Origin of the sequence: Paramicrobacterium chengjingii (assembly GCF_011751765.2) — a bacterium.
GTDB lineage: Bacteria > Actinomycetota > Actinomycetes > Actinomycetales > Microbacteriaceae > Paramicrobacterium > Paramicrobacterium chengjingii.
In genome coordinates, this window is the sequence record NZ_CP061169.1 from 3574625 (window position 1) to 3595664 (window position 21040).

At 61.7% G+C, this 21040-nt stretch carries 19 protein-coding genes; 3 read left to right on the forward strand and 16 right to left on the reverse strand.

Annotation, left to right across the window (positions count from 1 at the left end; all coding sequences use genetic code 11):
* Positions 1-43: 43 nt before the first annotated feature.
* The 12 genes from HCR76_RS17260 to iolC all read right to left on the reverse strand — a co-directional run bounded on the left by HCR76_RS17260 (position 44) and on the right by iolC (position 15646).
* A complete protein-coding gene (locus HCR76_RS17260) occupies positions 44-1207 on the reverse strand; it encodes an ABC transporter substrate-binding protein (protein WP_166986306.1) in 1164 nt (387 codons plus the stop codon).
* A 29-nt stretch (positions 1208-1236) separates the two neighbouring features.
* Positions 1237-2373 carry an ABC transporter ATP-binding protein gene (locus HCR76_RS17265; protein ID WP_166986304.1) on the reverse strand — a complete coding sequence of 379 codons (1137 nt, stop codon included), beginning with the start codon at positions 2371-2373 and terminating at the stop codon, positions 1237-1239.
* A 2-nt stretch (positions 2374-2375) separates the two neighbouring features.
* Positions 2376-4238: an ABC transporter permease gene (locus HCR76_RS17270; RefSeq protein WP_166986301.1), complete on the reverse strand. Its 1863-nt coding sequence runs from the start codon at positions 4236-4238 to the stop codon at positions 2376-2378.
* A gap of 157 nt (positions 4239-4395) precedes the next feature.
* Positions 4396-5835: a histidine-type phosphatase gene (locus HCR76_RS17275; protein WP_166986298.1), complete on the reverse strand. Its 1440-nt coding sequence runs from the start codon at positions 5833-5835 to the stop codon at positions 4396-4398.
* A gap of 272 nt (positions 5836-6107) precedes the next feature.
* Entirely contained in the window at positions 6108-7298 is a 1191-nt protein-coding gene (locus HCR76_RS17280) for a Gfo/Idh/MocA family protein (protein ID WP_166986295.1), read from the reverse strand.
* A gap of 9 nt (positions 7299-7307) precedes the next feature.
* Positions 7308-8327, reverse strand: a complete 1020-nt coding sequence (locus tag HCR76_RS17285; RefSeq protein ID WP_166986292.1) for a Gfo/Idh/MocA family protein — start codon at positions 8325-8327, stop codon at positions 7308-7310.
* A 35-nt stretch (positions 8328-8362) separates the two neighbouring features.
* Entirely contained in the window at positions 8363-9271 is a 909-nt protein-coding gene (locus tag HCR76_RS17290; RefSeq protein ID WP_166986289.1) for a sugar phosphate isomerase/epimerase family protein, read from the reverse strand.
* Between the two features lie 54 nt (positions 9272-9325).
* Positions 9326-11236: a 3D-(3,5/4)-trihydroxycyclohexane-1,2-dione acylhydrolase (decyclizing) gene (iolD, locus tag HCR76_RS17295; protein WP_244971436.1), complete on the reverse strand. Its 1911-nt coding sequence runs from the start codon at positions 11234-11236 to the stop codon at positions 9326-9328.
* A gap of 2 nt (positions 11237-11238) precedes the next feature.
* Positions 11239-12168 (reverse strand): 5-deoxy-glucuronate isomerase, encoded by a 930-nt coding sequence (gene iolB / locus HCR76_RS17300; protein ID WP_166986283.1) that lies wholly within the window; start codon positions 12166-12168, stop codon positions 11239-11241.
* Between the two features lie 69 nt (positions 12169-12237).
* Positions 12238-13749 (reverse strand): CoA-acylating methylmalonate-semialdehyde dehydrogenase, encoded by a 1512-nt coding sequence (locus HCR76_RS17305; RefSeq protein ID WP_166986280.1) that lies wholly within the window; start codon positions 13747-13749, stop codon positions 12238-12240.
* Positions 13750-13770: 21 nt separating this feature from the next.
* Entirely contained in the window at positions 13771-14691 is a 921-nt protein-coding gene (locus tag HCR76_RS17310; RefSeq protein WP_166986277.1) for a Cgl0159 family (beta/alpha)8-fold protein, read from the reverse strand.
* Positions 14678-15646, reverse strand: coding sequence for a 5-dehydro-2-deoxygluconokinase (gene iolC / locus HCR76_RS17315; RefSeq protein ID WP_198248100.1), 969 nt, complete (start codon positions 15644-15646; stop codon positions 14678-14680). Before iolC ends, HCR76_RS17310 begins: the two co-directional genes overlap by 14 nt.
* A 162-nt stretch (positions 15647-15808) precedes the next feature.
* Here iolC and HCR76_RS17320 point away from each other — a divergent pair, with 162 nt between their 5' ends.
* Positions 15809-16744: a Ppx/GppA phosphatase family protein gene (locus HCR76_RS17320; RefSeq protein ID WP_166986274.1), complete on the forward strand. Its 936-nt coding sequence runs from the start codon at positions 15809-15811 to the stop codon at positions 16742-16744.
* A 6-nt stretch (positions 16745-16750) separates the two neighbouring features.
* Here the strand turns inward: HCR76_RS17320 and HCR76_RS17325 are convergent, their stop codons facing one another.
* Both HCR76_RS17325 and HCR76_RS17330 read right to left on the reverse strand, forming a co-directional pair.
* The gene (locus HCR76_RS17325) at positions 16751-17020 is read right to left on the reverse strand and encodes a glycine zipper domain-containing protein (RefSeq protein ID WP_166984730.1); all 270 of its coding nucleotides are present in this window, start codon (positions 17018-17020) and stop codon (positions 16751-16753) included.
* Between the two features lie 47 nt (positions 17021-17067).
* Positions 17068-18051 carry a J domain-containing protein gene (locus tag HCR76_RS17330; protein ID WP_166986271.1) on the reverse strand — a complete coding sequence of 328 codons (984 nt, stop codon included), beginning with the start codon at positions 18049-18051 and terminating at the stop codon, positions 17068-17070.
* Between the two features lie 132 nt (positions 18052-18183).
* On the opposite strand from HCR76_RS17330, the gene HCR76_RS17335 reads away from it, so the two are divergent.
* Positions 18184-18897, forward strand: a complete 714-nt coding sequence (locus HCR76_RS17335; protein WP_166986268.1) for a sulfite exporter TauE/SafE family protein — start codon at positions 18184-18186, stop codon at positions 18895-18897.
* Positions 18898-18973: 76 nt separating this feature from the next.
* Here HCR76_RS17335 and HCR76_RS17340 read toward each other — a convergent pair whose 3' ends face one another.
* Both HCR76_RS17340 and HCR76_RS17345 read right to left on the reverse strand, forming a co-directional pair.
* On the reverse strand, positions 18974-19414 hold the full coding sequence (locus tag HCR76_RS17340; protein WP_166986266.1) for an Hsp20/alpha crystallin family protein: 441 nt from the start codon (positions 19412-19414) through the stop codon (positions 18974-18976).
* A 170-nt stretch (positions 19415-19584) separates the two neighbouring features.
* Positions 19585-20073 carry a MarR family winged helix-turn-helix transcriptional regulator gene (locus tag HCR76_RS17345; RefSeq protein WP_166986263.1) on the reverse strand — a complete coding sequence of 163 codons (489 nt, stop codon included), beginning with the start codon at positions 20071-20073 and terminating at the stop codon, positions 19585-19587.
* 127 nt (positions 20074-20200) lie between these two features.
* Here HCR76_RS17345 and HCR76_RS17350 point away from each other — a divergent pair, with 127 nt between their 5' ends.
* Positions 20201-20815 (forward strand): NADPH-dependent F420 reductase, encoded by a 615-nt coding sequence (locus tag HCR76_RS17350; protein ID WP_166986260.1) that lies wholly within the window; start codon positions 20201-20203, stop codon positions 20813-20815.
* The last annotated feature ends 225 nt before the right edge of the window (positions 20816-21040 follow it).

A 21040-nucleotide genomic window follows, 5' to 3' on the forward strand; every position in this document is an offset into this window, starting at 1 on the left:
CCTCCGGTCTTGTTGGTGCATGGGGTTCGCGCACATGTGCGCTTTAATCTCTGACGTGGGTACGCCAGAAGTCTTGCCAGTCCTGCAGAGCATTGAAGTCCTCCTCCGCAGTCTCGGAATCGAACACGAGAATCTGATCCCACACAGATTCGAGATCACTCGGCTCGTCGGCGGGAAAGCCGATCGTGGAGTTGGTGGACTTCTTGCCATCGGCTACCTGAGGGCCCACGCCTTCGTCGGTGAACATGAAGTGTACGAAGAGCTTTGCCGCGTTGGGACTTGCGGTGCCAGCCGCGATGAGCGCCGTCTTCGTGTACGCACGCCCAGCCCACGGCTCGAGACCATCGCAAATCCCCAGCTTGTATCCGCTTGATTCGTTCTCACGGAATTTCGCCGTGCTGATAAATCCCATGAAGGGCTCGTCCTGCCCGGGAGCACCCACAGCCTGGGCGGCATCATCATCCGAATTTGTCACGACGACGTCATTTGACGCTAACCGCTTCACCCACTCGGCAGTGGCGCTGTCCTCATCGGTAGTCAGCTCCTCGCCAAACTCATCCTCATAGGCATCGGCGACGAGGTCATCCCCTTGATTCTGCATTTGGTTGAACCAATAGGGGTAGTCAGATTTCAAGAGCGGATCCTGGAAGCTGATGCGTCCCTTCCATTGATCCTCAGTGAGTTGCCAGATGTTGTCGACAGGGCAGGTGTCGCCATAGACCTCGGTGTTGTATGCCCACACGTTCGTCTCCTGCGTGACGATCGCGGGATCCTGAAACTTTTCCGGTACGACGGAAGCCATATCTGGGGGAAACCAGGAGGTCACGTATCCGCGGGGCATCATGTCGGCGACCGCCGTTTGTGTGTCGGGCATGAGGATGACGTCGTTCTTGACGTTTCCCGCTGCGCCTTCGCGAATGATGACCTCGGCTTGCTCTCCGGCTTTCATCTTGACGCCTGTGGCTTCGATACCGTATTTCTCTGTGAACGTCTTAGCGATATCCACGATTTTGCCTGTCGTGTCAAGAACGACGATTGGCCCTTCGTCTTTCGCCGCTTCCACGAGCTTGTCGAGGCTGTAATCCGCATCGGATATGCCGAGGTCATCCCCGTCGACGGTATCCGACGGTGCCGACGACGGTGAGCACGCGACGAGCGCAAGCAGCGAGGCCGCGGCCAGCGCGATCCCCGCCACGCCTTTGCTCACCCTCTTTTGCAAAAAGCTACGATTTTGCGTCATTTGACGAGTCCCACCTCGGAGAGCACGAGTTCAGCCTGGGGCGCGCGATTTCCGTCGACGTCGAACAGGTGCAGGTCTTCGGGGCGCACCCAAAAATAGACCTCTTCTCCCGCTTTGACGCTGGGGAGTTCACTCGTAACGGAGAAGATCTTGCGCTCGGCAACCTCAAGCTCGATAATCCAGCTTCCTCCCGTAGGAAGAACCCCGGTAACTCGCGAACGAGCCTTGAAGGCAGCGTCGGGAACGTCGATTTCATGCACGGCAACGTGAACTGTTTCTGGACGGATCCCGAGCGATCCGAGCGACTCGATCTTCGCGTATCGATGGGACAGAAACTGCATCGCCCACAGAGACAGCCCACCGGTCTCATCGTCGGCCAATTGAATGATGTTGATAGGAGGACTTCCCACAAATTCTGCGACAAACCGGTTCGCCGGAGCTCCGTAGATCTCGTCCGGCGTCCCGAGCTGCTGCAATTCACCGTCACTCATGACGCCGATCTTTGTAGCCAGCGTCATGGCTTCCCACTGGTCGTGCGTCACGAAGACGATTGTGGTGTTGAATTCCTCATGGATGCGCTTCAGCTCAGCACGCATTTCCAGACGGAGCCGTGCATCGAGGTTCGACAGCGGTTCATCGAGAAGCAGAACACCCGGGTTCACAGCAAGCATGCGAGCGAGCGCAACACGCTGCTGCTGACCACCCGAAAGCTCGGAAGGGTACCGTTTGCGGTACTTCGCAATCCCCATCTTTTCCATGACTTCTGTGGTCCGTGATTCACGCTCGGCCCGTGGAATCTTTCGCAAGCGGAGCCCGAAGTCGACGTTGTTCTCAATAGTGAGATGTGGCCAGAGCGCGTAGCTCTGGAAGACCAGTCCGAGTTCTCGCTTTTCCGGCGGGACGAACACGCCATCCGTGACGGAGTCGACGACGCGATTCCCGATTGTGATCTTGCCTCCTGTGGGATGCTCGAGCCCACTGATCATTCGCAGTGTCGTCGTTTTGCCGCATCCCGACGGCCCAAGAAGACACATGAACTCTCCGTCGCCGATCTCCAGATTCAGGTTCTCGACGGCGTTCGGGGAGCCCCCGCCGTAGTTTTTCTGGATATTGCTCAAAGTAATGTTTGGCATTTCTAGCCACCTAGTCCTTCTGCCAAGTTGCTTTTTGTCAATTTCTGCCCGAGGAGCGTTCCGAAGAATGCAATCGCTGCGACCATGAGTACCGCTGCGTTTGCGGCCTGGTCATATCCGTAATCCACCAATTGAAGTGAATACGTGGTCAGAACGTTTGTGCCTGGAACCGCAAGGATCACGACGAGGCTCAGTCCTTTGACGCCCGAGATGAACGGGAGCAGAACCCCTGTGGTCAATGACCCCTTCTGAATTGGTATGACGACTTTCGTCATGCGCTTCCACCACCCAGCGCCCGCAACTTGCGCCGCCTCTTCTGGATCCTTGCCGAGCTGCATCATCGCCGAGATTCCGGCGCGAGAGGCGTAGGGCATCTGCTCAGCGATAAACGCCAGCACAAGGATCGCGGCCGTGCCATACAGTGCGGGGACCGGGCCTCGCTGCACCGCGAACAGTGAAAGATATGCCACGGCGAACGCAATGCCAGGAACGAGGTAGGGGAAGAACGTGACTTGCCTCAAGAATGAGCCGACGAACTTCACCGGAGTGCGGACGACGACGTAGCCAACCAGAAGTCCCAAAATCCCCGACGTGATTGCGGCAAGTCCGACGATCCACAACGTGTTCCAGGCCGCTGCCCAGAACTCTGGCGTGAACAGTATTCCCTGTCTGAGAGCTACGGTGTCGAGATTCTGCCCGATCCAGAAATCCAGGGTGAAGTTACTCGCTTCGAAGACCCCGGGGAACCGCATGACCGTCGAGAGGAACAAGGTGCCAAGAGGGAGAACAACGCTTACGCCGAACACCAGACTTGCTGCGACCGTTGCTGGCAGGCGCCATTTCCCCAATTGCGACAGCCGGTTCATTGACCCCTTGGAGCCTACTGTGACAAATCTCTTTCCCTCTTTCACAAGCCGCGCGTCAATGAGAAGGGAGATCACGCCGATGATGATGATGGCGCCGGCGAGGACGGCGGCAACGCCTGTTTGCCGCGATGAAATATTTCGATAAAGGGATGTCGCAAGCACCTCGTATTGCACGGGCATACCCAGAACATAGGCGACTCCGAACTCCCCAAGACATTTGGCGAACACCAAGATCGTTGCGGACACAAGCGACGGCTTCATAAGCGGAAGCACCACTCGCCAGGTGACGGTGAAACGGCGAGCACCGAGCACTCGGGCCGAGTCCTCCAGCTGGGAGTCAAATCGCCGCAGCGCATTTCCGAAGAGGAGAATGACGAAGGGCGCGTAGTGCAGGGCCAGGACAACAGTGATGGGGAACTGTCCATAGGACAGCCAGTCCGGCGGCTCGAATCCCAGAGCCTCAAGCCATCCAGCTTGGCCGCCAACCTTCCGGTTCTTGAAGAGGTTCGTCCAAGCGAGTGCAAACGTCCACGCTGGCAGCATGTATGGGACGATGAGCGCAGTTGCGAACCATTTGCGGCCCCAGAGGTTCGTGCGGCTGAGCAGCCACGCCATCGTCCCGCCGATGATCAGGGCGAAGAAAATCGCCCCGATAGCGATCGATAGCGTGTTTCCGAGTGGTCGCCAAAACACGTCCACGGAGAGCGGCGACGCAAACACCCGATGGAGATAGTAGAGCGTGAGTTCGCCGAAGTTCTGGTCCGCTCTGCCCTCGTCGCCGTACTGGACCATCATCGCGTCGCTCAGCATCGTGATGATGGGCACGATGATCAAGTACGTGAACAGTATGGCCGCGAGTACGCCAACAATCGTGGTTGGCTCTCGGAGCGCAATTTTCAACTTGTAGGCAAGTCGTTTGCCGGCCCCGACCTGAGGCTCTCTGCCTATCGGCTCGGGGCGAGGTTCGCTCTTCTCCCTTTCAAGGAGCCCGTTGCTCATCGAGTTGCTCCTCTGCAAATTCGCGACGTCATCGTCTTCCAAACTCTTGTCGGATTGGGGGCAGCTGCACGGTGGCACTGGCCCGGTATTCAGACCACTGGGATTCTGTTACAGGTGGTTTCTATGGTGGTTGGATAAAGTTCATATCTCGTGCGTTTCACCCCCGAAGCGGCGCTAGGCAGCTCTCCAGTTCGTCCGCCTCGTAGAAATAGCTGCCGTCAGCAATCGGCGTGCAGTCAAACCCGAATGCTGTCTCAGCTTCGTTGTAGAGCATCCGGACGATCACATCACCGTCCGAATTCTCAAATGCATCCCACTGGATATTGGCGGCCATCGGCGCCACCTGTGCACCACGCCACGGATTATTGTCATACGTGTAGGGATCGCCCTCGGCTGCCTGCTTTGTGCTGCCCGGGAGCTGCAGCAATGTCGCAAAGGGGATCACTTCTTCCGCGTGCGCAAATCGGAAGTCGGCGACTTGTGTGGTCTCACCGGTTGAAATCCCCGCAATGGCGTCCAAGAAGGAGTCCAAAAGCACGTTCGACATCCGATATGTGACATCGCGGCCTTCAAAGCCAGGGCCCTTCTCGTAAAAGTCATTGGCATCGGAAATATAGGCGAGTACTTCAGCGTCCTCTTCAGTGATGTATGCATCGAAGTCGACATCGGCCTCTTCGGACATCAGAGGTGCAATCACGTAGAGCTCATAGAGGTAGCTCGCTGTGTCGACGACACTCGTCAAGTGTTTCTTGCCTTTACCGTTGTCGACGAGGTCGAATTCTCCATCGTCAATACGCGAGATGAATTCTTCGGTGAACAGCTGTGACACGATGTCCCGCGCCACTTCTTCCACCTCTGGACCACTCTCGATCTGATCGAGGACGTCACTGAGATCTTCGTCGTTGTCCTTGTACTCAAGGTACTCAGGGTCCGACTTGTGGAAGTACAGAAGATCGGGATCATCGATCCGCGGCGCTACGATCTGCTCGATCGAGCCGTTCTCGGATTCGAGACCGATGAAGAAATTGTCACCGCTCTTTGTCGCGCGGTCCTGCCCAGAACTCGTGAAAGTGATCGAACCTTGGCTGTCGGCGGCTCCGTCAAAGAGGTCCTGCATTCGCTGGTAAGCACGCAGGCCGATCCCCTGCTCTTCCGTCGCACCCAGACCACTTAAAGTGCCGTACCCGACCTCGTCGTGCACCGCGATAATCGTTTCGAGATCCTCGCCGAGCTGTTCACCGAGGTCGGTCAAGCCGTCAGACGCCTCCGCGATCTCCCAGAGCTGGTAAAGAAGGTCGTCATACTTCTTGCTCGAAAGGAGCCGGGAGCCATGACGCCCGAGGTGCTCCACGAGTACAGGCTCGTACCCGTCAGGTATGGGAGCGTAGTCTTCCATTTCTTCAAACGGCACGTAGGGCGCCTTTGTGCCGTATTGATTACCCGTGGTCCTGACATCCGTTGCCGTCTCATCGGCAGCTGCTTGTGCGCTGTCGGCATCCGGTGACGAGCAGCCCGCTAACATGACTGCGAGGGTTGTTGCCGCGCCAACCGCGGTGAACCACGAGCGTGATGATCGCCTCGTTGCTGTGATTGTCATCGTGCGTCCTTTTGCTTCATTGCCCGGAACGCGACTTCACAGATCGTGAACTGCGCACCGAAGGATTTGTAATGTAATGACAATAACACAACCGGTGCAATTTGACGATAGTCGAGGGACATGTTGTGTTCGGCGACGCAGTTACAGTTCACCCGAGCGTGACCGCTCTCCCGAAGCGTCCGCGTGCTAACCCCGCCGCTTTCGCATGGTGCCTCAGCGCCCGCTGTCTCGAACCACTGACTGCGCGCTGGATCTTGTGTATGACTGAGCACTTAGACCCCGTCCCGCGCCGCAGGCGAGTGCGCGACGCTCACTCGCTCCCCCAGATGCGCCGAGCGCTCTGCTGCATCGACAACGCGCGCTGCCGCAAGCCCGTGCAGCACTGAGGGGCCATACTGTTCACCGGAGAGAACGGACTTAAGGAACGTTGCCGCTTCGATCGTCTTGAGGTCGTCAAATCCCATGGCAGTGCCACCCCCGGGCTGAAAGCGCCCGAACTCCCCCATCCCCGGCTCCATGTATAAGGTCGAATACCCGTAGTGCGCGTCTCGACGCAGGCTGACCTGCAACTCATTCAGTCGCTGAAAGTCCCACCGCAATGACCCTTCGGTGCCGTACACCTCGATGACGTACTCCGCTCGCGGGCCGACCGCAACGCGGCTCGACTCGAACGCCCCAATCGCGCCCGACGCGAACGTGGCGATGACGAGGGCAACATCTTCATTCTCGACTGGCCCCTTCTCGCCGCCAGCGGACGTGCTGAAGTGGCTGGCGTTCGGCGAGGTCGGCTTCGCCCGCTCCGTGATGTGGGTACTCGTCATCGCCGATACCTCCTCGATATCGCCCACAAGATGGGTTGCAAGGTCGAAGCCGTGCGACAGCAGGTCGCCAAGAACACCAGAACCCGCGCGATCTCGCTCAAAGCGCCAGGTCAGTGCACCCTGGGGGTCCGAAGAGTAGTCAGCGAGAAATGACGTGCGCACGTTCGTAACCGTGCCGAGCTCGCCTCGCGCAATGAGGTCGCGGGCGTACGCGATTGCCGGCGCATTGCGGTAGTTGAAGCCGACGGTCGTGACGAGACCGGCATCGGATGCTGCCTGCGCGATCTCGGCGCTTTCGGCAAGGCACCGCCCCATGGGTTTCTCGATCCAAAACGGCTTACCGGCCTCGGCCGCGGCGAGCGCGAACTCTTTGTGCAGGAAGTTCGGGGCACAGATCGAGACGACGTCGACGTCGGGGTCGGCGAGCACTTCACGGTAGTCGGTTGTCGCGCGCTCATAGCCCAGCTGACCGATGGCCTCCTGCGCAGCTTCGACGACGGCATCCGCTGCGATCGCCAATCGCGGCTGAACGCCGAGCTCAGGATACCGTTCGGGAATCGCCTTGTACGAGCGTGTATGGAGGCGCCCCATCCAGCCCACGCTGATGAGGCCGACGCCGAGACGGAGCTTCGATGTCGCCATGGGTCACACTCACGCGTAGAACGCCGGGCGTTCCTCGTGCGGAATCTGCACAATGCCTCCCTCGTTCAGTGCCGTCACCCCGGCCTCGCACGCGAGCGCCACCTTGTAGCCGTCCCACGCGTTGGGGCCGTCGACATTCGTGCCGTTCTGCACCGCACGCACCCAGCGCTGAACCTCAGTGTCGTAGGCGTCGGCGAATCGCGTGGTGAAGTCGGCGTGCTCACGCTGGAACACCCGGCCGTCTTGCCACCGCTCAAGACCACTCGGCTGACCGATGCGCGCAGTGCCCTTCTCGAACACAGCCTCGGTCGCCACCTGGTAGCCGAACTGGATGCTCACATTCATCTCGACATCAACCAGCACACCGTTCGCGAGCTCGATGATCACGAGGATCGGCTCCTTCAGTCGTTCGGGAGCGAGCGAGTTGCGGCGCGGATGCTTCACCTCGACGCTCGTGACGTCACTGCCCGCAAGCCAGGGTGCAACGTCGAACTCGTGCACGACGGAGTCGGTGATAAGCATGTTCTGGTGATACGCGTCAGGAACGCTCGGGTTGCGGTGAACGCATCGCAGCATCACGAGTTCGCCCGCGTCGTTGGAGGTGACGAGCTCACGAAGCTGTTCGTACTCTCTGTCGAAGCGGCGCATGAACCCCACCTGAATATGGGGCTTGTCGAGCTTCTGCTCCGCCTCGAGCACGCGCCGTGACGACTCCGGCTCCTGGGTGAGCGGCTTCTCGCACAGAATCGGCAGATTCGCCTCAAGCGCCGGCAGGATCACCGGCTCGTGAAACTGCCCGGGAGTGGCGATGAGCACCGCGTCGACGATGTCTGCCGAGATCGCTTGCTCGAGCGACGCGAACGTCTGGGCACCGGGCGCTTTCGCTGCCGCTGCGTCGGCGCGAGCAGCATCCGGTTCGACGATCGCCGAGACGAAGGCCCCACTGACGCGGTGCGTCAGACGACTGATGTGATCTGCGCCCATCATTCCCGCGCCGACGACGGCGACGCGAACATCGTTCTGTGTCATGAATGTGCTCCTTAGCCGGGTGGTCTGTGTATGGCTCAGTCGAGACGGGCGGCCGACGTCGACGAGAGTAGATGCTCGCGCGTGCGCTGGGCGATAGGAAGCGGGTGGTCGACGGCGCAGCCGTACATGTCTTGCTCCACGATGCCGAAGATGTTCGGGTCGAGCGCAGCAACCTTCTCGATGATCGGCGCGAGCGGCGGCACACCGTTTGGCGGCTCAATCATGATGCCGTCGGCCACGGCGTCTTTAAACGACACGTCATTCTTGAGCACGTCGAACAGTTGCGTCTGGTCCACCTGCTTGAGGTGAAGGTAACCGATGCGCGACGGATACGCGTCGATGAGCGCGAGGTTGTCTCCCCCGTAGTACGCGAAGTGTCCCGTGTCGAGGCACAGGTTCGTATAGTGCTCGTCGGTCTCAGTGAGAAAGCGCTCCACTTCGCGATACGTGCCAATGTGGCTGTCGGCGTGCGAGTGGAACTGCTGCTTCATTCCGAACTCCTCAAGCAGCGCCTTGCCGAGACGATCGTGTGCCGCGGCGAGCTTTGCCCACTGATCGGCGTCGAGCGTGCGTGGTTCGAGTGCCTCGCCCGTTGCGTCACTGCGCCAGAGGTCGGGGATCACCACGAGGTGCTCTGCCCCCAGCTTCGACGCGAGTCCTGCGACGGCGAGCGCCTGATCCCATGCGCGCTTCCACTGGTCGTCTCCCTTGTGAAAACCGGTGAACACGGTGCCGGCCGAGAGCTTCAACCCGCGCTTTCCAAGTTCGTCCTGCAGCCGGTTCGGATCGGTGGGAAGGTACCCGTACGGCCCCAGCTCGATCCAGATGTAACCCGCTTCGACAACCTCGTCTAAAAACCGCTCCCACGGCACTTGATTCGGGTCGTCGGGAAACCACACACCCCACGAGTCGGGGGCGGTGCCGATGCGAATTCCGTTCGACATGTGAATGTCGTCCTCTCTGACGTGACGTTCTTTCGTGTGTGGTGGCGGATGCTGTCAGCCGAGCAGCGGCCTTTGCCGCGCCTTCTGCGTTTGGTAGTCCGTGTACGCGTTCCGGGTGGACTCAAGCTCGGCGACGGGCGCGACGGGAACGTCCCACCAGACCTCGCCGTCCGGTGCGTAGAGCAGCGGATCGCTGTTAATGTGGATCACGGTTGAGGTGTCCGACGCCTTTGCCGTGGCGATCGCCTCCGAGAGGTCATCAATCGCGGATGCTGTCTGCTCGACCTCGATCACGTCGACCCCGTAGCTTCGCGCATTCGCCGCGAGATCGATCGGCAGAGTCTGCTCGCCCTGGAAGTTGCGTGCTCGCTCGTCGAGGGTGCGGTATTGGGTGCCGAACCGGGCGGACCCGGTGGTCTCCGACAGGTGCCCGATCGACGCGTACCCGTGATTCTGCACGATGATCACGATGATCTTGAGTCCCTCGGCGACGGCGGTGACGAGCTCGGTGTGAAGCATGAGGTACGACCCGTCGCCCACCATGACAATGACGTCGCGGTCGTTCTCACCCGCGGCATCCGCTCCCCTGCGCACGCCGAGGCCGCCCGCGATCTCGTAGCCCATGCATGAGAACGCGTACTCGACGTGGTAGCCGAGGGCGTCTCTCACTCGCCACAGCTTGTGCAGGTCTCCCGGAAGTGAACCGGCGGCCTGCACGATAACGTCGCGCGGGTCGCTCGCGCCCTGCACCGCTCCGATGATCTCTGACTGGCCGGGCAGCGCGAGGCCGCTCGGCTCGAACGCGGCATCAACCGAGGCATCCCATGTCTGCTTTTCGGATGCCGCTCGCGCGGCGAACTCGGACGGCACCGCGTAGTCGTCGAGCAGCTCGCGCAGGCTGCGCAGAGCCTCCGCAGCATCCGCGATCACGGGCAGCTGGCTGCCGTGCTTGTAGGCGTCGAACGAGGTGATGTTGATGTTCACGAACGTCACATCGGGGTTCTGAAACACGGTGCGGCTCGCCGTCGTGAAGTCGCTGTAGCGCGTGCCGATGCCGATCACCACGTCGGCGTCTGCCGCGAGGCGGTTCGCCGCCGTGGTGCCGGTCGAGCCGATTCCGCCGAGGTAATTAGCGTGGTCCCACGGCAGCACTCCCCCACCGGCCTGCGACGTGCCGACGGGAATGCCCGAGTGCTCGACAAAGTCGCGCAGGTCATTCTCGGCTCCCGAGTAGAGCACGCCTCCCCCGGCAACGATGATCGGTGCCTTCGCCTCTCGAATCGCCGCCGCGGCGCGCTCGATGGGCCCCCGCTCGGGCAGCGGTCTGCGAATGTGCCATTCGCGGTCAGCGAGAAACTCGTCGGGCACGTCGAGCACCTCGGCCTGCACGTCCTCGGGAAGTGCGATCGTGACGGCGCCGGTTTCGGCCGGGTCGGTGAGCACGCGCATCGCCGCGAGCGCGATGGAGAAGAGCTGCTCTGGCCTGTCGACGCGGTCGAAGAACTTCGACAGCGGCTTGAACGCGTCGGTCACCTGCACCGATGTGTCGTGCGGCATCTCAAGTTGCTGCAGCACCGGGTCGGCGACCCGTGTGGCGAACGTGTCGCTGGGCAACAGCAGAGCGGGCAGCCGGTTCGCCGTGGCAAGAGCAGCGCCGGTGAGCATGTTGGCAGCACCAGGCCCAACCGATGCTGCGCACGCAAACGTGCCGCGGCGCCGGTGCATGCGCGCGTAGCCGACGGCCTGATGCACCATCGCCTGCTCGTTGCGCGCCTGGTGGTAGGGAAGCAGATCGGGTTCACGAGCGTTCGCCTGCGCGATCGCCTGCCCGAGTCCGGCGACGTTGCCGTGACCGAAGATGCCGAAGATTCCCGGGATGGTGCGCTCGCGCACGTCGCCGTCAACTGTCCACTGGTGGCCGAGAAACCCAACGAGAGCCTGGCCCACCGTCATTTGCCGTGACATCGTCACTGCCCTTCTGATTCGCGATACGGGAGCCGGGAGTCAAACTCCTGCCCTTCCCAGCTGGAGCGCACCCACCCGTGCGCGGGGTCGTCTGTGATGTTCCATACCCGCTCAGTGTCGGGCCCGGCCATGACGTTGAGGTAGTACATGTCGTATCCGGGAGCGGCAGCCGCCGGCCCGTGGTACCCATACGGAACGAGCGCGATGTCGCCGGTGCGCACAATAGCGTTGATGTCGATGTCGCCCGCGTTCGACGAGTACGTCGCGAAGAGTCCGAACGGGTCAGCCTCGGGCGGCGCCGCGAGCCCACGGGAGACTGCCGTCTCGAAGTAGTAGATCTCCTCGAGCCGCGACTCGGTGCCCGGCACGTTCGTGTCGTGCTTGTGTGCGGGGAACGACGACCAGTTCTCGGCGGGTGTGATCACCTCGCACACGATGAACTTCGATGCAGCGAGCGCTGCTGGCGTTCCGTAGTTGTGCACCTGCCGACTCGATCGCCCGGCACCACGCAGCTCGACGGGAACATCCGCCTTCGAAATGTACGTGACCGGATGCGGCTCGGCAGCAAGCTTCTCAGAAACCGGCGCCTCGGCAACGGCAACGCGGCCTGTGCCTGTCACCGTCGCCGATGCGCCGACCGGCAGGTAGAGAACGTCGGGCGGCCCGTCGAACACCGATCGGCGGCCGCCAAGCTTTACGGCGTTCGTCTCGACAGCATCCGTTCGTGTACCTGTCGTGTATTCCACGTGAAACGATCCGGCCAGCGGAATCACGAGCCGCTCGATGTCTCCCGACTCCAGCGGCGCGCTGTCTCCATCGGCGAGCTGCGCAATGCGCAGTCCCGTGTGCCGCCAGCCCTCAAGGCTCGCATCCACGACGCTCTGCCAACCGTCGCGGGCGAGTTCGCCGTTGCGGAAGAACCACTGCGTCATGAGTCTGCTCCTTTACGTGGTTTGCGGGTGCTGTCGGTGGGTCGTTTTGTCGGGCTGTTCGTTGTTGTTCTAGTCGTTTTCGGGGAAGCCGAGGTTGATGCCGCCGTGGGTCGCGGGATCGAGCCAGCGCGAGGTGATCGCTTTCTCCTGGGTGAAGAAATCGAACCCGTGCACACCATAGGCTTTGGAGCTGCCGAACAGTGACTGCTTCCACCCGCCGAACGAGTGATACGCCACCGGCACCGGGATCGGAACATTGATGCCGATCATGCCCACCTGCACCTCGTTCTGAAACCGCCGTGCCGCACCCCCGTCATTAGTGAAGATCGCCGTGCCATTACCGAACTGTCCCGAGTTGATCAGATCCATTCCCTCCTGGAACGTGCCCACCCGAACAATCGAGAGCACCGGCCCGAAGATCTCCTCGTCATACGCCTTCGAGGTCAACGGGATATTGTCGATCAGCGTCGGACCCAACCAGAACCCATCCTCGGCACCATCCACAGTGAACCCGCGCCCGTCAACAACAATGTCGGCACCGTCCTGCTCAGCAATATCAATGTAGCTGGCCACCTTGTCCCGGTGCGCCGCCGTGACAAGCGGCCCCATGTCGGGATTCTCCCGCCCATCACCGACCTTCAGCTTCGCCATGCGGTCCGTGATCTTCTCGATCAGCTGATCGGCAACCGGCTCCACAGCAATCACCACAGACTGCGCCATGCACCGCTCACCCGCCGACCCGAACCCCGAATTGATCGCCTGATCCGCCACCAACTCCAGGTCAGCATCCGGCAACACAAGCATGTGGTTATTCGCCCCACCCAACGCCTGCACCCGCTTGCCATGCTTCGCCGCAGTCTCGTAAATGTACTGCGCAATCGGCGTCGACCCCACAAACGAAATCGAACGCACCTCCGCAGCCTCCAGCAGACCATCCACAGCCTGCTTATCACCCTGCAACACATTGAACACACCAGCAGGCAGCCCAGCCTCAGCCCACAGCCGCGCCATCCACAAAGCCGCAGACGGATCCTTCTCACTCGGCTTCAACACCACAGTGTTCCCCGCAGCGATCGCGATCGGGAAAAACCACAACGGCACCATCGCCGGAAAATTAAACGGACTGATAATCCCCACAACACCCAACGGCTGCTTAATCGAATACACATCAACACCCGTCGACACGTTCTCCGAAAACTCACCCTTAATCAGATGCGGAAACCCACACGCCAGATCCACAACCTCCAAACCACGCTGAATCTCACCCGCAGCATCAGAGACAACCTTCCCATGCTCACTCGTGATGATCTCCGCCAACTCCACCTTGCGCTCATTCAACAACTCACGAAACCGGAAAACAATGCCCTGACGCTTCGCCATCGACAAATCACGCCACCCCGGAAAAGCCCCAGACGCCGCCGTGACCGCCGCACGAATCTCACCATCACCCGCCAACGCAAGACTCTTCGTCTGCTGCCCAGTAGCCGGATTAAACACCGCAGACACACGCCCACCAGACGACGCAAACTCCACACCCCCAATCCAATGCGAAACAACAGGAAGATCAGTAGTGGTGGTCATGTGCTTCTCCTTTGACAAGTCTTAGTGTGTGCTCGTGTGCACGAGCGCTGCTGCTGTATCGACGGCGCGGGCAACATCGCCGTCTGGCGGGTAGACAAGGGTGCGCCCGACGACGAGCCCGCGCACTCCGGGGAGCGTGAGGGCGTCGGCCCAGCGCGCGTAGGTCCCGTCGGGGCTTCCCGAGGGGTCGCCGCCGAGCAGAAGTGTCGGCAGCGTCGTCGACGCCATCACCCGCTCCATGTCGTCGACGACGGGCAGCTTCAGCCAGGTGTATGCGGAACTCGTTCCGAGCCCCTGGGCAATGGCTACGCTCGTGATGACGGCAGCCGTCGACAGGTCATTCACAACGGATCCGCCGGTCCAATCGCTCATGAACGGCTCGACCATAATGGGAACGGATGCTGCCGCGGCATCCGACACCGCCTGCGCATTCGCCTCGAGGGTTCGCGCCGAGCCGGCGTCGTCGAGATTCACGCGCAGAAGCGTCTTGGCAAAGTCGAGTCTGTCGCGAACGATCGAATTGATGTCGTAGGCGGTGACGCGATCGTCCATTTCGAACGCAGCGCCCTTGAGTCCTCCGCGGTTCATGGAGCCGACGACCACTTTGTCATCGAGAACACCGAGAAGGGCGAGGTCATCGATAATGTCGGGAGTACCGAGCACACCGTCGACGCCCGGGCGACTGACGGCGAGCGCCAGACGATTCAGCAGGTCGTAGCGGTCGGCCATGGCCATGGGTTCGCCGCGCACCCCGAGCGCTCCGCGTGCCGGGTGATCGGCGGCCACAATGAACAGGCGACCGTCGGTCAGCAGCGGACGACGCGTGCGTGCCGCGTGCGCTGCCGCCACCTTTTCTGGGTGGAACGCGCGCGTCTCGCGCAGCTGGTGGAATTGCTGGGGCGTGATCATCGGCTCTGCGGTCACGGTGTCAGTTGCCGACATAGTCGCTCTCCTTCAGCACCTCATCGATTTCATGTGTCTCCGGCATCGCCGTTGAGCATTCGCGGCGCGACGCGACGATCGCACCCGCAACGTTGGCGAAGCGAAGTGTGCGCTCGAGCGACCACCCGCTCAGCAGCCCGTAGTTCAGCGCTCCCCCGAAGCTGTCGCCGGCGCCGAGGCCGTTGACGACGTCGACGAAGTACGGCGGCACCTCAACGCTCTCGTCCCGCGTCTTGGCGAGCACGCCCTTCGGCCCCTGTTTGACGATGGCAATCTCGACCCCTCGATCGAGCAACGCATCGGCTGCGCGCTGCGGGTCGGTCTCTCCCACGGCGACTTCGCACTCTTCGCGATTGCCGACAGCGACGGTCACGTGCGCAAGGGCCTTCTGCACATGTTCGCGGGCAATCTCGGCCGATTCCCAGAACATGGGGCGGTAGTCGAGGTCGAGAACCGTGTGCTCGCGGCGGCCTCGAGCATCCCAGGCGGCAAAGTGCGAGCTGCGACTGGGTTCCTCTGACAGACCGGTCACCGTCGACCAGTAGATGCGGGCGTTGCGGATCGCGTCGATGTCGAGGTTCTCCTCCCTGATGTTCAGGTCGGGAGCCTGTGGCTTGCGATAGAAGTAGAGCGGAAAGTCGTCTGGCGGGAAGATCTCGCAGAATGTGACAGGCGTCGGGTTCTCCTCATCGACGAAGATGTATCGGTTGTCAACGCCGAGCCTTCCCGCTTCGCGAATGCAGAATCGGCCGAAGGGGTCATTCCCCACCCCCGTGACAACGGCGGTGCGCAACCCGTGACGGGCCGCGGCCACGGCCACGTTTGTGGCGCTTCCGCCAAGGTACTTGCCAAACGTCTCGACGTCCTCAAGGCCCACGCCGTCCTGGAGTGGGTAGATGTCTGTGCCGATTCGACCGATGGTAATGAGGTCGAATGCTTCGTTCTGCATTGTCATACGTCGATGTATCGCTCTCTCGTGAAGTGCTCAAGCTTGCTTACATCCTATTGTCTTAACAAATGAATCGTCAAGGCGAGAAGCCGACTCAGGTCATCCGCACAGGAATAGGGTGGAGTCCAGGAGCTCCCAGGCAGGATGCTCCACTGTAAAGGAGCATCAATGACCCGCGTCGCCGCCATCGACTGTGGCACCAACTCCATCCGCCTGCTCATTGCCGATGTGGTGGACGGAAAGCTCACAGACATCGTGCGCACCCTCGAGGTCGTGCGCCTCGGGCAAGGCGTTGACCGCACAGGTCGCTTCGACGATGCCGCACTCGATCGCACTCTCGACGCCACACGCGACTACGCGGCTCAGTGTCAGAAACACGGGGTCGAACGCGTACGCTTTGTCGCGACGTCGGCGACCCGGGATGCCGCCAACCGGCTCGTCTTCATCGATGCCGTTCGCGACATCATCGGCGTCGAGCCCGAAGTTCTCTCGGGCACCGAAGAAGCCGAAATGTCGTTTCGCGGCGCCACGAGCGTGCTGCCACCAGGAACCGGCCGCCTCGTCGTCGACCTCGGGGGCGGCTCAACAGAGCTCGTGCTCGGTGACGGCGACGCCCTCTCGTCCTACTCCATGAACGTCGGCTGCGTGCGCATGACCGAGCGCAACATCTCGAACGATCCGCCAACAGCGCAGCAGCGGGCCGGCGTCGTGCGCGACGTGAACGCCGCAATCGACATCGCTGCCGAGTCAGTGGACCTCGACCGAGTACGCGAAATCGTCGGGGTCGCGGGGACCATCACAACCCTCACAGCGCACGCCCTCGGTCTCGACAGCTACGACCCTGAAGCCATCAATGGGACTCGCCTGAGCATGCAGGCGATGCTCGATGCCTGCGACGACCTCGCGAGCATGCCACGCGAGCAGCGGGCCGCACTCCCCTACATGCACCCAGGCCGCGTCGACGTCATCGCCGCAGGCTCGCTCACCTGGCACACGGTGCTCACGCGCACCGTCGAGGCGGTCTCGGCGGCGGGATCCACGCTCGATTCCGTCGTCACGAGTGAGCACGACATTCTCGATGGAGTCGCTCTCTCCCTCGCCTGACCCCGGTCACTCCCGCGGCTGGAAAGGATCAGGGTCCTCCCCCGGGCCGTCACCGGAGTCGTTGTGTTGCGGATGGTTGTTGAAGCCGGCACCGAACGCGATTCCCAGCGCGATGCCAATGGACACTCCCGCGGCCATGTTGTCCAGCGCCACACCAAGAGCCATCCCGATGCCCACTCCGATTGCCATCCCTGCACCGAGATTTATGCTGCCCTTGCGCCCGCCCATCACCGTCATCTCCCGCTGGTCTCGCCGTGCATCCCGCAACCGTGGCACCAGGCTAGCCAGGGCGCAATCTCGTCGCATCCCCCGCGCGACGGAGATCAGACCAGATGGATGCTGTTCTGAAGCCGCGTGCGCACCTCGAACATGTCGGTGCCCGCTGGCCTCGTCGCATCGGGAACTCCCGTGCGCAGAAAGTGCCCGACAACCGAGCGCTGCACAGCGAATGACGCGATGCCGCGGTTACGGCCGAGTGCTGTAATCGCAGCGTCGAGCGCCTCGTCTGGCAGCACGATCACGAGCGCCGTGAACGTGACGCGAGCCGCACGAGCAACAGCCTTCGCACGCGTCGCGAGTGCATGCATCGGCTTCTCCCCCTTGCCGAGGGCCTCGCTGATGAGATCAGCGCGCCGAACTCTCGCGGGCGCGCCCCAGTCCTCCGATTGCACGGCAAACAGGCCACTCGGCCCCAGCACGACATGGTCGATCTTGCGGGTGTCGCTTGCTGCCGCATCCGCGTCGACAACCCACCTATCACTTCCTCTGTCCGTCGCCACCCCGTGCCACACGGTGTACCCCATGCCAAGTTCGCCCAGTGCTCGGGCCGTTGCCTCTTCGGCGAGAGCGTCGGCGAGCGAGTGCCGAATCTCGGTCGGGGCACGACGGATGAGCGCCTCGTCATAGATATCAATGGGCTCCGTGCCGCGGCCGACCCACTCGCGCATCAGTGTGGTGAAGCGATCGCGTGCTCGCCCGCCTGGATGCCCGTACATACGGGCCTTCGGCCGCGAATCTCGTTGCGTCGACTGCGTGCGTCCGGTGCTCCAGACATGGTCTGCCTCGTCCGTATCGGCAGCGGATGCCGGGCGAGCAGACGAGCGCTTGTCGTACTGCGCCCGTGCTTCGGGCGTTCCCACGTGCTCCCAGGCAAGCTGCACGGCGTTGAAGAGCGCAGCGCTTCCTCCGAGATCGGGGTGCGTCTGCCGCGCCCGACGCCGATAGGCGCGGCGAAGCTGCGCATCGCTCACTGAGCGGTCGACGCCGAGCACGTCGTACGGGCTCTCGTCGAGGGGGCTTTCAGTCATGAAGAGCTTTCCGATCGGGGACGACAAAAAACACTATCGCGACAGGCTGTGCCGGTCATGAATCCGGTGCCATCCTGACCTCAGCGTTCGTTCGGGCTATCGTATGGGAGCGCGTTTAAATGGGGGAAGTGAATGACGATTGAGGCAATCGCCCTTCTCGCGATCTCGGTCTGCGTTGGCGCGTTTCTGCAGGGCACCGTAGGGGTCGGCTTTGCAATGCTCGTAGCCCCGATTGCTGCACTCGTCGAGCCCAGCCTTGTGCCTGTGGCGATTCTGATCTGGATGCTGCCGCTCAACGCCCTCGTCGCATGGCGGGAGCGCCGTCATATCGACCTCCGCGGGGCCGGGTGGATCACAGTCGCGAGGGTGCTCGCGACGCCACTTGGCATCTGGTTGCTTCTGCTTATCCCGGAAAACCACCTTGGGTACCTCATCGGAGGCACCACGATCCTCGCGGCATTGGTCAGCTTCGCCGCGCCGAGTTTCACGCCGCGTCCCGCGGCGTTCCTCGCCGCGGGCGCTGTAACGGCGCTCAGCGAAACCGCGACGGGCGTCGGTGGTCCGCCACTTGCTCTCGTCTACCAGCACAGACCTGCTGCCGAACTCCGTGCGACTGTCGCACTCTGCTTTCTCATAGGCGAGGTGATCTCGCTGATCGCACTCGCGCTCGGTGGCCAGTTCGGTGGCAGCGGCACGAATCTAGCCTTATGGCTTCTGCCCGCTGTCATTGTTGGCGTGTGGATCAGCTCCGTCACGCACAAGCGAGTCGGAGGCGCGGCGTTGCGTTACGGCATCCTGCTCTTTGCCCTTGCCTCAGGCATCGCTGTCATCATTGGAACGTTGTGACGCGGTCAGTCGTGGATGGGTGGCCGCGATGCGCGCACAACGGCCGCCGACCAAGCGGTCGACGGCCGTTCTCCGATTACGCTGAGGCCACGTCGTTCAGCTCCGGGGCCGATTCGGCGCTCACCGAGTTCACGGTGATCTTGCGAGGTTTTGCGCGTTCGCTCACCGGGATCATGATGCTGAGCACGCCGTTGTCATAGCTTGCGCTGATCATCTCGGTGTCAATGCCTTGACCGAGGCTGAGCTGGCGCACGTATGAAGCAGTCCCCCGCTCACGCGTGATCCACTTCACCCCGTCACCGCTCGACACCGTGCGCTCCGCGCGAATCGTCAGAAGCTGACCGTCCACGTCAATATCGACCGAACCCGGGTCAATTCCGGGCAGATCTGCGTTGAGCACGTAGGTGTCGCCGTCGCGGTAGAGATCCATGGGCATCTTCCGCGGCCCAGCGGGCGAGTCGGCGAATGCGCCGGCGAGCGATGCGAACTCTCGGAACGGGTCAAATGTTGCAGTCATTAGGTAACCTCCCAAACTTGAGTGTGTACTACTCAACTGCAACTGAGATTAGCACTCCCCTATTCCGAGTGCTAACTTTTTGACCTCGCCGACAGCGAACATCGCGTTCGGGGTCACGAAAACATCGGCACTCTGCCACGAGCCGATGCGAAGAAGGCGACAAGCGCCGATTACATGGGTCCGGTTGTCATTCCGAACCGTCGGTCGGGGTCGAGGCGATCGAGCACTTTGGCCATAATGCGTCGCATATCGTCAATGTCGCGCTCGTCGAGGGCGTCTATCACGCTCTGCCGCACGGTATCGACGTGGCCCGGGGCCGTGTCGAGTACCTTCCGCCACCCCTCATCGGTAAGTTGGGCGTTGATGGCGCGACGATCGTCGACGTCCGGAACCCGGCGCACATAGTTCCGGCGCTCCAATCGTGAGACGACGTGTGACAAGCGGGGGAGCGTGGCGTTCGTGCGGGACGCGAGTGCGGTCATGCGCAGTGACCGCCCCTCGGCCTCCGAAAGCATAGCCAGCGTGAAATACTCGAAGTGAGTCAGGTCAGCATCGTGCTGAAGCTGGGTGTCGAGGGCACCGGGCAGCAGTTCAACGACCGCAACCAGTCGAGTCCACGCGGCGAGCTGCTCAGGCGAGAGCCAGTGTGGTTCTGTCATCTCCCCATTCTACAGTTACTTGACGCAACAACTAATTTCTATTACTTTAGTTGTTGCAACAACTATGAAACAGTGAGACGCTCGGTACACGACCCCGCGATCCATTCGGACTATCTGGAGGAAGAACATGACGACAATCTCGATCATCGGCGCGGGCAACATGGGCACAGCTATCGCGACACTTGGATTGACGGGCGGGCATTCCGTTCAGGTCATCGGCCGCGACATCGAAAAGGCACGCGTCACAGAAGCGGTTACCGCTGGCGTGATCGGCGACGAACTCTCAGGCGACATCGTAATCCTCGCGCTGCCACATCCAGCCGTTGACGAGGTGCTCGCCACGTATGGCTCACAACTCGCCGGCAAGACCGTCGTCGACATCACGAACCCCGTCGACTTCGAGTCCTTCGATTCGCTCGTCGTTCCATCGGATTCCTCGAAGACAGCCGAGATCGCCGCCAAGCTTCCCGACACCGCGGTGCTCAAGGCGTTCAACACGAATTTCGCGGCGACCCTAATCGGCGGCACTGTGGGCACCGTGCAGACAGCCGTCCTGATCGCGGGTGACGACACCGAAGCGAAGAGCGTTCTGTCCGACGTCGTCATTTCAGGGGGCCTCCGCGCCGTTGACGCCGGCTCACTCAAGCGAGCCCGTGAGCTCGAGTCGCTCGGCTTCCTGCAGCTCACTCTCGCTGCAGGTGAGAAGACGAGCTGGACAACCGGATTCGCTCTGGAGAAGTAGAACATTGTAACTCTCTAGTCCAGTTGCGATGCCCGAGATCGAGCCGATCTCGGGCATCGTCGTCTCGCGCCCCTGGCCGTAGACTAGCGAGTGAAAAGGGGGTCCATTGGGCGATTCAGACGACATCCGATTCGACAGGGATACAGCACCGGCGTTCCGGTCGAGAGAGCACGCGAGCGACTCCGCAGATCCGACAGCCCCCGAGCCCGTCCACGATGCGCCGCG